Genomic DNA, 15,935 nt, shown 5'->3' with positions numbered 1-15,935 from the left:
ATAAAAATATACCATAATCAAGATATTTATGCAAATACCATGTCTGTTTCTTCCTTTTTGACAACAGTTTCCTCTTTAAAATAATGATAACTGATTTTGTTCAGGCAATGACTCCAGACAGCCTTGTTTATCAAGGTATTCAAGGATGGTCTTCGAAACCTTCCCCCGTTGTTGTAGGTCTTCTTTCGAGAGGAATTCACCATTCTTGCGTGCGTTGACGATATTGATGGCAGCATTCGTTCCAAGACCAGGTATTGAATTGAAAGGCGGTATCAAAGTATTTCCTTCAATTAAGAATTGATCAGCACTTGATTTGTACAAATCCACTTTAGCGAACGCATATCCGCGTTCACACATTTCCAAAGCTAGTTCAATAACCGTCAATGTATTCTTTTCCTTTGTGGATGCATCCAATCCCTTTACAGTAATTTCTTCCATTTTGGTTTTTATTGCTTGCGGCCCCCGTGTCATGGCATCGATTTCAAAATCATCGGCACGCACTGTGAAATAGGCTGCATAATACAATAAAGGCAGATGCACTTTAAAATAGGCTATCCGGACAGCCATTAAGACGTATGCTGCAGCATGGGCTTTCGGGAACATGTATTTAATCTTCTTACATGAATCGATGTACCATTCCGGCACCTCATTTTTCCTCATTTCCTCTTCAAACTCCTCCGAGAGCCCTTTCCCTTTACGTACAGATTCCATAATTTTGAACGCTAGGGATGGATCGAGTCCTTGATAAATCAGATAAACCATAATATCATCACGACAGCCTATAACCTCACTTAGTGTGCATATCCGGTTGTGGATCAGTTCCTGTGCATTGCTCAGCCACACATCGGTACCATGAGAAAGCCCTGAGATCTGAACAAGCTCGGAAAATGTCGTAGGTTTCGTATCTTCAAGCATCTGCCGGACGAAACGCGTTCCAAATTCGGGAATGCCGAGCGTACCCGTTTTACACATGATCTGTTCTTCTGTAACTCCTAAAGATTCGGTACTGCTGAATATTTTCATTACTTCAGGATCATCTGTGGGAACGGTCTTTGGATCGATGCCGCTTAAGTCTTGAAGCATCCGGATCACAGTCGGATCATCATGTCCAAGGATATCTAGTTTCAAAATATTATCGTGAATGGAATGAAAATCAAAGTGAGTTGTTTTCCATTCGGAATTCCTGTCATCAGCAGGGAATTGAATAGGTGTGAAATCATAAATATCCATATAATCAGGTACAACGATTATTCCGCCTGGATGCTGTCCTGTCGTCCGTTTCACCCCAGTACAACCGGCAACAAGTCGATCAGTCTCAGCTCCGCGCATATGAATGTTATTATCAGCGGAATACCCTTTTACATATCCATAGGCCGTTTTTTCAGCGACAGTACCAATCGTTCCCGCACGATATACATATTCTTCACCGAATAAGACTTTAGTGTAGTTATGGGCCTTTGGCTGATATTCACCAGAGAAGTTCAAATCGATATCAGGAACCTTATCTCCTTTAAATCCAAGGAAGGTTTCAAACGGGATATCATGCCCGTCTTTTGTATAAGCTATGCCACATTCGGGACAGTCCTTATCTGGGAGGTCAAACCCCGAACCTACAGAACCGTCATTGAAGAATTCGGATTTCTTGCACTCCGGACATACATAATGTGGCGGAAGAGGATTTACCTCCGTAATTTCAGTCATCGTGGCAACGAAAGATGATCCAACCGATCCCCTTGAGCCAACGAGATAACCATCATTCAATGATTTTTTTACTAGTTTATGAGAAATTAAATAAATAACGGCAAAACCGTGGCCAATGATGCTTTTCAATTCTTTCTCAAGACGGGCTTCCACGATTTCCGGCAGGTTCTCTCCATAGATCTTCCTTGCCATGCCATAACTCATCTCACGCATCTCTTCTTCGGCACCTTCAATTTTAGGTGTATATAGCTCATCCTTGATTGGCTTGATTTCATCAATCATATCAGCGATTTTATTGGTGTTGGTTACCACGACCTCTTTGGCTTTCTCTGAACCAAGGAAGGAAAATTCCCGTAGCATTTCATCAGTTGTCCGAAAATGTACGTCAGGAAGCTTATGACGATTCAGCGGGTTTGCTCCACCTTGTGAATTTACAAGGATTTTCCGGTAAATTTTATCATTCGGATCCAAATAATGTACATTTCCCGTCGCTACGACTGGCTTATCCAATTTTTCACCAAGCTTGACGATATTGGAGATGATCGTTTCTAACGATTTATCATCCCGGACATATTCAAGATCAATCAGATGCTGATATACTTCCTTCGGATGAATTTCAAGATAATCGTAGAATTCTGCGATTTCGACGACTTCCTCAAACCCCTTCTGCATCATCCCTTCAAAAACTTCCCCTTTATCGCATCCCGATCCGACCAAAATTCCTTCACGATACTTTTTAAGTTGTGAACGCGGTATCCGGGGAACACGATAAAAATAATCGATGTGCGATATTGAAATTAACTTGAAAAGGTTTTTTAAGCCAGCCTGTGTTTGCGCGATCAACGTACAATGGGATGGCCGGGAACGCTGATAAGCGTTTCCTTTACCCATATTGTCATTAAGCTGATCATGATGGGTAATCTCTTTTTCCATTGCATCCTTCAGCATCTTCAGCATAAGGTAACCTGTAGCTTCGGCATCATAAATGGCCCTATGATGCTGGGTCAAATCAATATCGAACTTTTTACATAATGTATTTAACCGGTGGTTTTTAAACTCCGGATATAAGAAACGGCCAAGTTCCAATGTATCAAGAACAGGATTGGAAGCTTTAGGATATCCCATGTTTTTATAACCTATATTCAAAAAGCCCATATCGAAGGCTGCGTTGTGGGCAACAAGGATCGCATCGCCTGCCCAGTTCTTGAACTTTTCTAGTACTTCCGAGACTTCTGGAGCATTTTCCACGAGATCATCAGTGATTCCAGTCAAGTCTATCGTCGTATTGGATAATGGGTGATGCGGATTCGCAAATGACTCAAATCTATCAATGATGTCCCCGTCACGAATTTTCACTGCAGCAAATTCAATGATCGTATCATAAACAGCTGACAGACCAGTCGTCTCTACGTCAAACACAACGTAGGTGGCATCTGCCAAAGGAATATGCGCCTCATTATAAACAATGGGCACCCCATCATTCACAAGGTTCACTTCGACGCCATAAAGGATTTTAATACCATTCTTTTTCCCGGCACTATAAGCTTCAGGGAATGATTGTGCACCTGCGTGATCCGTAATGGCAACAGCCTTATGCCCCCACTTGGCAGCCTGGGCAACAAGAGCAGAAGTAGGCGTCACTGCATCCATCTGGCTCATCGGGGTATGCATATGCAGTTCTACACGCTTTTCACCTTCAGGTGCCTTATCCTGCCGTCCTTGTTTAGAAATTTCATTTATATCATTTGCGATCATTACCAGGTCACGTACGAATGTATCATTTTGGATACTGCCTTGGGCACGTACCCACATCCCTTTTTTCACTCGGGCAAGTATGGCAGCATCCTCTTTATCACGCGAAAACATTTTGACTAATATTGAGCTTGTATAATCCGTGACTTTAAATGTCAAGAGGCTCCGTCCGCTGCGTAACTCACGGACTTCTGCATCAAACACGAATCCTTCGACAGCAATCCTGCGTTCTTCATCGATAATCTGTTCGATTCTGCGGAAATCCGCATCTTCTTTAATCGTATAGCCAATTTTAACCGGTCCTTCGTAGACGCCTTCGTCGCCGCCTTTTTCCGATTCTTTTTTCTGCATTTCCACTAAGGCAGCAAGTCCCTTTTCCGCGTCTTCCTTTTGTTTCTCTTCTAAAAACTTCTGGTAATCAGGATTCGAAACCGTTTCCTTCACTTCCGCTTCCAGAGTCAACGGGGGAAAACCGAAAGTTTGGTAGATATTCGAAATGATGCCGGAGTACTTACGTTTCAATTGGCCAGCCTCCGTATCATTCCGGGCGCTTACGATAAGTTTATATCCATTCACTGCGGGCTCTTGTTCATTCAGAAGTGACAACAGGGCTGGAGACATTCCTTCAAGCTCGCCAATGCAGTTTTTCCAATATTCTTTTACCAATTGTTCCGTCACTTGCGGATTGGCCACATTTAAGTTGAACGTTACCTTCGCAATATGGGAAAACGTACTTGCTAATTGAGTAGCAAGTCTTTTATGAACACTGCAAGGAATTAATGCAGGTATATTAAAGGCAAAATGCCATTTTTTGGACTCCCTCTCGATTGAGAGTTTATCAATTTCGGCACCTATGAAATAATTCACAAAGGCATCCTCAGTCAAGTCCATTTGCTGGAGCAGGAGTTGAAATCTCTCTCTACCGCTATTTGGATTTTGATCCATTTCCTCTCTCCCCTATCTACTATCTCTAAGATATTATTCATTATCATTTTCACTATGATATCAGAGGCTATTATAACATATCACGAGTGTTTCACTAGTATCTAAATCCATGAAAAAAAAGGCATCATCCAATTGAATGATGCCTAATTCCCCAATTTTTAAAATTACCCAAGTATTTCTTGAAGCTTTTGAATAAGTTTAGCTCTTTCTATTTCAAGAACCTCACCCGTTTTACGGATTTTCACTTCGACGATTCCCTCGGATGCCTTTTTACCGACCGTCACCCTGACAGGAAGACCGATCAGGTCAGAGTCGGCAAATTTTACGCCAGCACGTTCTTGACGATCATCCATAAGAACATCCATGCCTTGTGCCTTTAGATCATTATACAAATCTTCTGCCAGGACAGCCTGAGCCTCATCCTTCATATTGATTGGAATCAAATGGACTTGGTATGGTGCCAAATTCGCTGGCCAGACCAATCCTTTTTCATCGTTGAATTGTTCAGCTACAGCTGCAAGCGTACGTGAAACACCAATTCCATAACAGCCCATTATCATAGGCTGAGACCGTCCATTCTCATCTAGGAATGTCGCATTCATAGCTTCGGAATATTTTGTTCCCAGCTTGAATACGTGGCCTACCTCAATTCCTTTGGCAAATTTAATTTTTCCGTTTCCGTCCGGTGATGGGTCACCCTCTTGAATGAAACGAAGGTCTATAAAATTGTCCACGTTAAAATCACGAGTGGGATTTACGTTCATATAATGATGGTCCTCTTCATTTGCACCACAGATTCCATTAACCATTGCTTCTACGGCAACATCGGCAATCACTTCCACATCAGAAGTGACATTGATTGGTCCAAGGGATCCAATTGCACATCCTAAGACTTCTTTCGTTTCATTCGGATCGACCAATTCAACGATTGAAGCGTTATAGAAATTCTTCAGCTTGATATCATTGACTTCATGATCCCCTCGTACCAATACAAGCACATACTTTTCATCCACTTTAAATAATAGCGATTTGATTAGTTTCTCTGCATCTGTATTTAAGAATGAAGTCACGTCTTCAATAGATTTTTGGCCAGGTGTATGAATTTTTTCAAGTGCAATTTGTGCTTCGGAACTTTTTTCATATTTTACACTCACCGGTGCCATTTCAATATTCGCTGCATATTCGGAAGTATCAGAATAGGCGATGGTATCTTCCCCTATTTCGGATAGGACCATGAATTCGTGTGTATCCTTTCCGCCCATCGCCCCAGAATCAGCAATGACGGCACGGAAGTCCAACCCACAACGGCTAAATATATTTGAATATGCCGCATATATATTTTTATAAACAACATCCAGGCTTTCTTGATTGGCATGGAAAGAATAAGCGTCCTTCATGATGAACTCACGTCCACGCAACAATCCGAAACGCGGTCTTTTTTCATCACGGAATTTGGTTTGGATTTGGTAAACCGTTAAAGGAAGACGCTTGTATGATTTCACCTCGTCACGAACTAAGCTGGTTATCACTTCTTCATGTGTGGCACCTAGCGCAAATTCACGGTTATTGCGGTCCTTAAGGCGCATCAACTCTGGACCATAGGTATACCAGCGTCCAGATTCCTGCCAGAATTCAGCTTGTTGTAAAGCAGGCATCAATAATTCTACTGCACCAGCATTCTCCAACTCTTCCCGAACGATCGCTTCAACCTTTTGAAGCACCTTTTTTCCAAGCGGCATAAAACTGTAAACCCCGCTGGAGTTTTGTCTCATAAATCCTGCACGTAATAGAAGCTGATGACTTTTGATTTCAGCATCTGCAGGCACTTCTCTCAATGTAGGGATTAACGTCATACTTTGTTTCATATCTGCACCTCTTCAATATTTCCTTTAAATTAAACTGCGGCTGCGGTAAAATTCATACTGCAGCATGAATACGGTCATATCATACAAAAAAGTCTTTCTGCGCTATTCAGAAAAGCTAATTTAATATACTCATTCTCGATTATACTTACGATTTCCTTAGAAAACAAACTATTTCCCTAAAACGGTTAAAAAACTAGGAAATGACTATTCCTTCTTGGAGATAAGAAACAGCCAACAGAAAAATCTGCTGGCCTGTTTTACCTTATCCAAACATGTCTTATAAGAAGAACCGCTGAATGTCATTCCATGTAACGACTATCATCAATAACATCAGCAAAGCAAAGCCGATGAAGTGAACCATTCCTTCTTTTTGGCGATCGATCGGTTTTCCTCTTAAGAATTCGACAACAAAGAATAACAGTCTTCCTCCATCCAATGCCGGTAGCGGCAGCAAGTTCATGATTCCCAAGTTAATGCTCAGCAGCCCTGCCCATTTCATTAACGTGAATAAACCTTGTTTCGCTACTTCTTCAGTTGATTTATATATTCCTACAGGACCGGATAGGCTGTCAATTGTAAATCCACCTGTTACGAGGTCACCAAGGATGATGAAAATTTGTTTTGTCCAAAAATATGTTTCCGTAAAACCGTATTGTATAGCTTTAATCGGTGCTTTTTCAACTGGAGGGTAAACTCCGATAATCCCGATTTTCTTGCCATTCCTCTCCACTTCTTGTGGAATGACCGGCACTTCTAACGTTTTCCCGTCCCTGTCCACGACAAACTCGATCTCTTGCCCAGGGTTCTTTTGAATGCTTTCCTGAACATCTTCCCAAGATGAGACTTCCGTCCCTTCTATGGATTGAATGACATCACCAGATTTTAACCCGGCATTAACAGCCGAACCGTCTGCAGTCAGCTCACCAAGTTTCGCTTCATCCACCACGACCCCTTGAAACAGGCCGATCAACACAAAAATGACAAAAGCCAAAACAAAGTTCATTGCTGGTCCAGCTACTATCGTCAGGAAACGATGCCCAAGCGACTTTGAAGCAAATTGCCGGTCATATGGAGCAATCTGGTTCTCTACACCATTTTCAACGATTACCGCTTCTTCATGAATGGTAAACGTTTTTAGATTATCTTCCTCACCTTCTTCATAACCAGTAAGGATAAGCTTATGATCAAGGTCAATCACTTCAACTTCCACAAGACGAATATCAGGATATTTATCTTTATTGTTCAAAATGATTTTTGTAACATTCTCTTCATTATCAAACATCAATCCTACTCGATAGCCGGGCTTCAATTCTATATTCTCTGCATCTTCACCAGCCATGCGCACATACCCGCCCAGCGGTAGCAATCGAATGGTATAAACGGTTTCCTTCTTTTTATATGTGAATACTTTTGGGCCGAAACCGATTGCGAACTCACGGCATAAAATTCCGGCACGCTTTGCAAACACTAAGTGTCCAAGCTCATGGAAAAATACAAGAGCGCCAAAAATGATGATGAACGCTATAATCGTTTCTAAAGTCTGCATGTTCCGGTCACCTATCTTTCACTAAAGATTCTATATACTGCCTTGTCATATTATCCACTTCCTGAATCGTTTCTAAATCCGGAAGGGCCATCACGGAATGCTGATTCAGCGCTCTTTCAATTAACGTTTCAATTTCAAGGAAGGATACCTTTCCAGATAAGAAAGCAGCGACTGCCGCTTCATTGGCGGCATTCAGCACGGTAGTCATCGTTCCGCCCATTTTACCCGCTTTATAGGCGAATTGCAAACAAGGATATCTAGTGAAATCCATATCGCTAAAATGCAGTTTGCCTGCTTCAGCCAAATTCAGTCGCTTGCGTCCTGCCAACGGAATACGGTCCGGATAAGTAAGTGCATATTGAATCGGCACTCGCATATCCGGTGTTCCCAGTTGTGCAATCACGCTGGAGTCATGAAACTCAACCATGGAATGGATGATACTCTCCTTATGTAGCAATACATCAATTTTATCGTATGGAAGATCAAATAGCCAGTGGGCCTCAATCACTTCCAAACCCTTATTCATCATTGATGCTGAATCAATCGTGATTTTAGCTCCCATTGACCAGTTCGGATGGTTCAATGCCTCTTCCACCGTTACATCCTTCAATTCTCCCCTGGTCCGATCGCGAAAACTGCCACCTGAAGCAGTAATGACAAGACGTTCTATATTTTTTTCCTTTTCACCCTGCAATGCCTGAAAAATAGCGGAATGCTCGCTGTCAACCGGAAGCAAACGAACCCCCGCTTTTTTAGCTTCACTTATGACCAAATGACCTGCCGTTACCAAAGTCTCCTTGTTGGCGATAGCAATATCTTTTTTAGCCTTTATCGCTTGAAGCGTCGGATAAAGGCCCACGCTTCCGATGACGGCATTGACCAATATTGTCGCCTGATCATATACAGCAACAGCAGACAGTCCCTCATCGCCATACATGAACTCGATATCTTTGCGGCTGAAGAATTCACTTTTCAAAACATGATAGTCTTCTTCCGTCTGGACCGAAACTAGTTTCGGTTCAAACTCTTGTATATAAGTCCTGACCAATTCTATATTCTTTCCAGCAGAAAGAGCCACTATCTTGAATTGGTCAGGATGTGACCTCACCACATCCGCTGTTTGTTGACCAATCGAACCTGTCGCGCCCAAAAGGCTGATGTTTTTCAAATTGCTCATCTCCTAATTCATATAACACTGCCTATTTTTAGATTATAAAACATGCAATAAATGCAAAATCGGTAAAATGAATATCAAGCTATCAAGCCTGTCCAAAATCCCGCCATGTCCCGGGAGAAGCTTGCCGGAATCCTTAACCCCATAATGACGTTTATACGCCGATTGGACGAGATCCCCCAATTGGCCGAATACCCCAATGATTAATGAAATCAATAATAATTGTAATAACGTGTAGTCAAGACTCGAGAAGATGTAAAATAGCACACCCACAACCATCGCAGAAAATAACCCGCCGATAAATCCTTCCACAGTCTTGTTTGGACTTATTTCTGGCCATAGCTTCCTTTTACCAAGTGATTTACCTATGAAGTAAGCTCCGGAGTCGGTTGCCCAGATCGTGAATAGGGTAAGCAAGATATAAATCAGACCCAGTCCTAAAGCGTCACGTGTTTCAAATAGGAAGTAGAAACCCATTCCCAAGTATAAGATTGAAATCACTAAAAAGCCTGCGTCATCAAAAGTAAAACGGTTTTTAGAAACAACTGTATAAAGTAACAGCAGCAAAACCCCGATTAAGAAGACTTGCACTTTATCGTAATTTATTTCTGCTAAAAAAGCGGTATGTTCATTAGGCAATAAAAGTACCCACAATAATATATGAGAAAGTAACGCCTCAAAAGATACAACGCGTAAATTTTTCATTTTCATCAGTTCATACAAACCAATGGACCCTAACAGATAAACTGTCAGTAAAAAGGGAACTCCCCCTAAAATGACTAGTGGAATGAAGATAGCGGCAACTACGACCGCCGTTATAATTCGTTGTTTCATTATTCCATTTTCCTCGCCTTCTAAATTAAACGCCACCGAATCTTCGTGAACGTTTTTGATACTCCTCAACTGCCTGCAATAAATGCCCCTCACTAAAATCCGGCCATAGCACCTCTGTAAACCACATCTCAGTATAAGCCGCCTGCCAAAGCATGAAATTACTCAAACGGATTTCACCACTTGTACGGATCAGTAAATCAGGATCCGACAAATGTTTGGTCATCAGGTAACTGGATATAATTTCCTCTGTTGCATTTTCCTTTATTATACCATTCTTAACATCTTGAATAATGCTATTCACTGCAGATACAATCTCCCCACGGCTTCCATAGTTCAGGGCAAAATTCAGAATCATCCCATCATTATCCTTCGTGTCTTCCATTGCCCGTTTAACGGCATTTTGAGTGTGTGAGGGAATGAGTGACAGGTCCCCGATCGTTTCAACTCTTACATTTTCAGAAATGAGCTCGGGTAAAAATGTCCCAAGAAATTCCTGGGGAAGCTTCATCAAAAAGTCGACTTCACTTTTCGGGCGTTTCCAATTTTCAGTGGAAAACGCATAGACTGTCAAAGTTTTGACCCCTAATTTATTGGCAACTTTCGTAATTTTACGAACGGTTTTCATTCCTTCATGATGACCTGCCACACGTGGCAATGCACGCTTTTTGGCCCAGCGGCCGTTTCCATCCATAATGATGGCGATATGCTGAGGAACATCAAACTGTTTAATATGCTGAATCCTATTAGTTACATCGGAAGAAGCATCTTTTTTAACGAAACGCTTCCATAGTGAATACATATGTTAGTCCCCCATCAGGTTGTACTTATCTCTCTACAAAGGCAAAGTTACCGTGCACTATGTATATCAAGCTTTCTGCCGCTTAAAAAGAATCTATATCATAATATCAAAAAAAAACTGGTTCTCATATTATTATTATGAAAATTATTTCTTCATTAGAAGCTAGAAAGGGAGAAATCATTACTTCTTTTTTTTCTAAAACCGGTTATGATTACCGTGAAAAATGCAAAAAAAGGACCACCTCCAACGTTTGCATGCAACATACTAACTCAAGGAGTAATCATTATCGGAGAAACCTTATTATAACAGTTTTCTCTTTTAAGCACACCTATATGTTAGAATCAAGACATGACCCAGTATGGATTCGGCCCTCTTTATTTAATCAATTCTTTAAGTAAAATTATACTTCCAAAATTTCTTTTTCTTTATCTTTTGTAATATCATCGATTTTCGTGATATTGCCATCTGTCATCTTTTGGATGTCATCAGCATAGCCACGTAAGTCATCTTCAGTGATTTCACCATTTTTTTCAAGCTTTTTCAAATCATCATTAGCATCGCGACGCACATTACGGACAGCTATTTTCGCTTCTTCCGCTTCTTTTTTAACAACTTTCACAAGTTCTTTTCTGCGTTCTTCAGTTAACGCGGGGATGGCTATCCTGATGATTGAACCATCATTAGAAGGATTCAAACCTAAGTCTGATTTCAAAATCGCTTTTTCGATTTCACCCAATACCGTTTTATCATATGGTTGAATGACTAAAAGCCTAGCTTCCGGGACAGAAATACCAGCCACCTGATTAACCGGTGTCGGCGAACCATAATAATCAATCGAGATTTTATCAAGCAATGAGGCATTTGCCCTTCCGGCACGGATGCTGGCTAATTCACGTGTATACGCTCCAATGGCTTTTTCCATTTTCGTTTTCGCATTCGAAATAACTTGTTTCGGCATCTTTTATTTCCCCCTTACAATAGTTCCAAGCGTTTCGCCTAGTACGGCTCGTTTAATATTACCTTTTTCCATAATCGAGAAGACGATCAATGGAATATCATTGTCCATGCATAGTGAGGACGCGGTCGAATCCATTACTTCTAAGCCTTCTTTAATCACATCAAGATAGGAAAGCTTATCATACTTCACTGCATTTTTGTCCTTAACCGGATCTGCATTGTATACGCCATCCACATTATTCTTCGCCATCAAGATGACATCAGCTTCAATTTCAGCAGCACGCAGGGCGGCAGTGGTATCCGTTGAGAAGTATGGATTACCTGTACCAGCTGCAAAAATCACCACTCTCTTTTTCTCTAGATGCCTGATTGCACGTCGTCTAATGTATGGTTCTGCAACTTGTCTCATCTCGATGGAAGTTTGTACACGCGTTTCAATTCCAAGCTGATCAAGGCTGTCTTGTAACGCCAATGAGTTCATGACTGTAGCCAGCATCCCCATATAATCGGCATTAGCACGATCCATGCCCATTTCGCTGCCTATTTTGCCGCGCCAAATGTTTCCGCCGCCAACCACAACAGCCACTTCCACATCAAGCTCAGCCACTTCCTTGACTTGTTCAGCAATAGATTTAATTACTGCAGGGTTAATTCCAAATCCTTCTTCACCGGCTAATGCTTCGCCACTTAATTTTAGAACTACACGTTTATATTTAGCGCTACTCATGAGAACCTCCAACTATGTAATCTTTTCATTCGTTCATCATGCTTTCTTGCAATATTACCAAAAATTCATGACATTTCAAAAAATAGGGAACACCAGAGTGTTCCCTATTATTAATTATCTGACAATTAGTCTTTTTTAACTTGGTTCATTACTTCTTCAGCAAAGTTTTCTTGACGTTTTTCAAGACCTTCCCCTACTTCATAACGAACGAATGATTGGACTTTTCCGCCTTTTGATTCAACGAATTGTCCCACTTTTTGATCAGGGTTTTTAACGAAAGCTTGTTCGTTTACACAGATTTCTTCGTAGAATTTATTGATACGTCCTTCAACCATTTTTGCAACGATTTTTTCTGGTTTACCTTCGTTAAGCGCTTGTTGAGTAAGAACTTCGCGTTCGCGATCTAATTCACTAGCATCGACTTGGTCACGAGAGATATATTTAGGGTTAATTGCAGCGATGTGCATTGAAACGCCTTTTGCTGCATCTTCGTCAGTTGTACCTTCAAGAACTGATAGTACGCTGATACGTCCACCCATGTGAAGGTATGCACCAAATGCGTCGTTATCTGTTTTAGTAACAACTTGGAAACGGCGAAGAGTTAATTTTTCTCCGATTTTAGCAACTGCAGCATTGATATGATCTGCAACTTTTTCTCCATTTTCCATTGTTTGTTCAAGAGCAACTTCAACGCTTTCAGGTTTGTTAGCAAGAAGGAATGAAGCCAAGTCTTTAACAAGTGTTTGGAATCCTTCGTTTTTTGCAACGAAATCTGTTTCTGAGTTCACTTCAAGAATAACCGCTTGGTTTCCTTCTACAACGATTGAAGTTAAACCTTCAGCAGCAATACGGTCGCCTTTGTTAGCAGCTTTTGCAATTCCTTTTTCACGTAGGAAATCGATTGCTTTTTCCATATCGCCTTCTGTTTGTACAAGTGCCTTTTTACAGTCCATCATACCGGCACCAGTTTTTTCACGCAATTCTTTAACTAATTGTGCAGTGATTGCCATAATATATATCCTCCTCAAATTAAATGCAGTTTATTCAATCTTTACCCATTTTTACCAAAAAATACTTGTTATCATCAAAGAAAATAACAGCAAAGGCAATATTCCAGAAAAGCCATCCACTTAGTCAGTCAATTTGACGGAACTAAATACTTAATGATTTCTTTTCCTTAAAAATCGACTATACCTTTTAAAAAACATTCCGTACAGTGATTTATGTACGCTTATTTAGTGCAAAAAAAAGGGATAAAAGGCATTATCCTCTTATCACCTTTTTTCTTACTGAATAAGCAACCTTTTTTGCTTATTAAGCAGTAGTTGTTTCAGTTGCTGTTTCTTCGCCTTGTTTAGCTTCTAAGATAGCATCTGCCATTTTACCTGTTAATAATTTAACAGCACGGATTGCATCGTCATTCGCAGGAATAACTACATCGATTTCATCCGGATCACAGTTTGTATCAACGATACCTACAAGTGGAATGTGTAATTTGTGTGCTTCCGCAACAGCAATACGCTCTTTGCGAGGGTCGATAACGAAGATCGCATCTGGAAGAGTCTTCATATCTTTAATTCCGCCTAAGAATTTTTCTAAGCGATCCCATTCTTTTTTAAGTTGGATAACTTCTTTTTTAGGAAGGACTTCGAAAGTTCCGTTTGCTTCCATTTTTTCGATATCTTTAAGACGAGTAATACGTTTTTGGATTGTTTCAAAGTTTGTTAAAGTTCCACCTAACCAACGTTGGTTTACATAGTACATACCAGAACGGATAGCTTCTTCTTTAACAGATTCTTGAGCTTGTTTTTTAGTACCAACGAAAAGAACAGTTCCACCGTTAGCAGCTAGTTCTTTCACGAAGTTATAAGCTTCTTCAACCTTTTTAACTGTTTTTTGAAGGTCGATGATGTAGATGCCGTTACGCTCAGTGAAGATATATTTCTTCATTTTCGGGTTCCAGCGACGTGTTTGGTGTCCGAAATGCACACCAGCTTCAAGCAATTGTTTCATAGAAATGACTGACATTTTAGTTCCTCCTAAATGGTTTTGTTTTTCCTCCGCACCGATCATTTTCATACAGAAACTGTCGAAACAGCACCATCTGCAAGAATCACGGGGCGTGTGTATTAACACCATTTCATAATATACCATAATGATTCTTCTCAATCAAGTAATATCTATCTATTCATGCGAAACTTTAGTAATAGCTCTATTTCCGTTTGACCGCGACCTAACCTTTTGGCGATTTCTTCAATTGAATGACCTTGATCAGCTAACATATCTACTTGTTCATTTAATGAATGTTCATTTACCGAGGCCTTTAACATGTCCGCAAATTCTTTACCCGTCGCCTTCCCCTCGTTCGGAAGGGTGGTGGCAGCTGATGAAAGTTCCAATTTGTCCTCAACCATTACGGGTAAAGCATTATCCTCATCGTCTTCAGGCATTATTTTGTAAGCGTTGGTCGCCTGCTTTTTAGCCGCGGCACTTCTTCCCTCTTTATACTCTTTCAGCATGTTTTGTTCTTGTTTTACTTCTTTATCTTCCATGGTTTCTCTAATTGCGCCATGTTCTTTTATTTTTTGATCATGCTCGGAATCCATTGCAACCGTATTGGTGAATGCCTTTACCAATATCCGGTTGTCCTGTTTCATCTTAATCAAAAAACCGGACAAAAGTTGTTCCATTTCATCAATCATGGCTTTTTGGTCTTTTTCCACCTTACTTAAACGGTTTTGCCGAAGATATAAAACGATGATGGCGAAAATGGTGAATATATTTAATACAAACAACAGAAACATAAAAAATATTGACATGTTGCCTCCTAATTAACCGGAATAGTCAATCCAGTTTCCTTTATACGGATGGGGATCATTTTTCAATGTTGTTTTTTGGGGGATTTCTTTCTGTTTATATTTTTTTTGAGACTGTCCCTTGTCTGCATTTCTTTCTTTTTCATAGGCTGTTTTCACATACTTTGTTGCTATTTACCAGGTAGTGAGTTGTGGTTGATTCCCCCTCCAGATGCTCGCTTTCCGCGGGGCGGGCAGTGAGCCTCCTCGGCGTAAACGCCTGTCCCGCTGCTCCCGCAGGAGTCTCACACTTCCGCTCCAATCAACCTTAAATAGTTTCGTTTTAAAAACAACAATCTTTACGAAAAGAGCCTTTTCATAAAAATGGGCCGGAAGCTTTCGTTCTTCACCTACAACGGTCCTTTGTTTTCGTTCTGAATCCTTTTGGACTTGATGGGCAGCATGATCTTGTTGGATTAAATTCTTTTGTTGATTGCTCTTGGATTTTCCCTGCATCCTGTGTTCGTGGGATTGCAATTTGCATCTCAATCGCTTTTAAACTCATATGGAAACCGCCTTTCCATTTCCAATAACCAACAAAACCGAGCTGAAAGTGAGTTCTCATTGGACTTCTTAATAATATTTATGATTACCTTACAATGGAGTAAGGGACACTTGAACTGCTCTTCGTGACTAAGTTCAGTTCGAAATTCTGTGATTTCGAAACATTTATTGAAGTGATGGGTTCCTAAGTCCTTTCAGGCTGCCTCTGACTTTAAAGAAGGCATTTTTCGTTCAACCGGATCTATGATCAACAGGATGCATCTCTGGCTCCATTCC

12 protein-coding genes are annotated in these 15,935 nt (G+C 40.8%); all 12 read right to left on the bottom strand.

The window, feature by feature from the left end:
• Window positions 1-75: 75 nt before the first annotated feature.
• Window positions 76-4,398 (bottom strand): PolC-type DNA polymerase III, encoded by a 4,323-nt coding sequence (locus SB775_RS01360; protein WP_410860317.1) that lies wholly within the window; start codon window positions 4,396-4,398, stop codon window positions 76-78.
• Window positions 4,399-4,562: 164 nt separating this feature from the next.
• Window positions 4,563-6,263 (bottom strand): proline--tRNA ligase, encoded by a 1,701-nt coding sequence (locus SB775_RS01355; RefSeq protein ID WP_410860316.1) that lies wholly within the window; start codon window positions 6,261-6,263, stop codon window positions 4,563-4,565.
• A 277-nt stretch (window positions 6,264-6,540) separates the two neighbouring features.
• Window positions 6,541-7,809, bottom strand: coding sequence for an RIP metalloprotease RseP (gene rseP, locus SB775_RS01350; RefSeq protein ID WP_089362493.1), 1,269 nt, complete (start codon window positions 7,807-7,809; stop codon window positions 6,541-6,543).
• Between the two features lie 7 nt (window positions 7,810-7,816).
• A complete protein-coding gene (gene dxr, locus SB775_RS01345; RefSeq protein ID WP_410860314.1) occupies window positions 7,817-8,977 on the bottom strand; it encodes a 1-deoxy-D-xylulose-5-phosphate reductoisomerase in 1,161 nt (386 codons plus the stop codon).
• A gap of 42 nt (window positions 8,978-9,019) precedes the next feature.
• Window positions 9,020-9,817, bottom strand: a complete 798-nt coding sequence (locus SB775_RS01340) for a phosphatidate cytidylyltransferase (protein ID WP_061466022.1) — start codon at window positions 9,815-9,817, stop codon at window positions 9,020-9,022.
• Between the two features lie 25 nt (window positions 9,818-9,842).
• Window positions 9,843-10,616, bottom strand: a complete 774-nt coding sequence (gene uppS, locus SB775_RS01335) for an undecaprenyl pyrophosphate synthase (protein WP_089362492.1) — start codon at window positions 10,614-10,616, stop codon at window positions 9,843-9,845.
• A 400-nt stretch (window positions 10,617-11,016) separates the two neighbouring features.
• A complete protein-coding gene (gene frr, locus SB775_RS01330) occupies window positions 11,017-11,574 on the bottom strand; it encodes a ribosome recycling factor (RefSeq protein ID WP_061462435.1) in 558 nt (185 codons plus the stop codon).
• A gap of 3 nt (window positions 11,575-11,577) precedes the next feature.
• Window positions 11,578-12,300 carry a UMP kinase gene (gene pyrH / locus SB775_RS01325; RefSeq protein WP_061462434.1) on the bottom strand — a complete coding sequence of 241 codons (723 nt, stop codon included), beginning with the start codon at window positions 12,298-12,300 and terminating at the stop codon, window positions 11,578-11,580.
• 125 nt (window positions 12,301-12,425) lie between these two features.
• Window positions 12,426-13,310 carry a translation elongation factor Ts gene (tsf, locus tag SB775_RS01320; RefSeq protein ID WP_089362491.1) on the bottom strand — a complete coding sequence of 295 codons (885 nt, stop codon included), beginning with the start codon at window positions 13,308-13,310 and terminating at the stop codon, window positions 12,426-12,428.
• Window positions 13,311-13,614: 304 nt separating this feature from the next.
• A complete protein-coding gene (rpsB, locus tag SB775_RS01315; RefSeq protein ID WP_056526825.1) occupies window positions 13,615-14,328 on the bottom strand; it encodes a 30S ribosomal protein S2 in 714 nt (237 codons plus the stop codon).
• 152 nt (window positions 14,329-14,480) lie between these two features.
• Window positions 14,481-15,119 (bottom strand): hypothetical protein, encoded by a 639-nt coding sequence (locus SB775_RS01310; protein ID WP_410860312.1) that lies wholly within the window; start codon window positions 15,117-15,119, stop codon window positions 14,481-14,483.
• Between the two features lie 382 nt (window positions 15,120-15,501).
• Window positions 15,502-15,660, bottom strand: coding sequence for a hypothetical protein (locus SB775_RS01305; protein WP_176431884.1), 159 nt, complete (start codon window positions 15,658-15,660; stop codon window positions 15,502-15,504).
• Window positions 15,661-15,935 lie beyond the last annotated feature (275 nt).

The organism is Peribacillus sp. SIMBA_075, assembly GCF_046534585.1.
This window is presented reverse-complemented; position numbering and strand designations above follow the sequence as displayed.

Excerpts from the sequence above, each read along its gene's own strand:
- SB775_RS01305 (WP_176431884.1), bottom strand. The coding sequence starts at position 15,660 with ATGAGTTTAAAAGCGATTGAGATGCAAATTGCAATCCCACGAACACAG.
- SB775_RS01310 (WP_410860312.1), bottom strand. The coding sequence starts at position 15,119 with ATGTCAATATTTTTTATGTTTCTGTTGTTTGTATTAAATATATTCACC.
- pyrH (WP_061462434.1), bottom strand. The coding sequence starts at position 12,300 with ATGAGTAGCGCTAAATATAAACGTGTAGTTCTAAAATTAAGTGGCGAA.
- SB775_RS01360 (WP_410860317.1), bottom strand. The coding sequence starts at position 4,398 with ATGGATCAAAATCCAAATAGCGGTAGAGAGAGATTTCAACTCCTGCTC.
- rseP (WP_089362493.1), bottom strand. The coding sequence starts at position 7,809 with ATGCAGACTTTAGAAACGATTATAGCGTTCATCATCATTTTTGGCGCT.
- rpsB (WP_056526825.1), bottom strand. The coding sequence starts at position 14,328 with ATGTCAGTCATTTCTATGAAACAATTGCTTGAAGCTGGTGTGCATTTC.
- uppS (WP_089362492.1), bottom strand. The coding sequence starts at position 10,616 with ATGTATTCACTATGGAAGCGTTTCGTTAAAAAAGATGCTTCTTCCGAT.
- SB775_RS01340 (WP_061466022.1), bottom strand. The coding sequence starts at position 9,817 with ATGAAACAACGAATTATAACGGCGGTCGTAGTTGCCGCTATCTTCATT.
- frr (WP_061462435.1), bottom strand. The coding sequence starts at position 11,574 with ATGCCGAAACAAGTTATTTCGAATGCGAAAACGAAAATGGAAAAAGCC.
- SB775_RS01355 (WP_410860316.1), bottom strand. The coding sequence starts at position 6,263 with ATGAAACAAAGTATGACGTTAATCCCTACATTGAGAGAAGTGCCTGCA.
- tsf (WP_089362491.1), bottom strand. The coding sequence starts at position 13,310 with ATGGCAATCACTGCACAATTAGTTAAAGAATTGCGTGAAAAAACTGGT.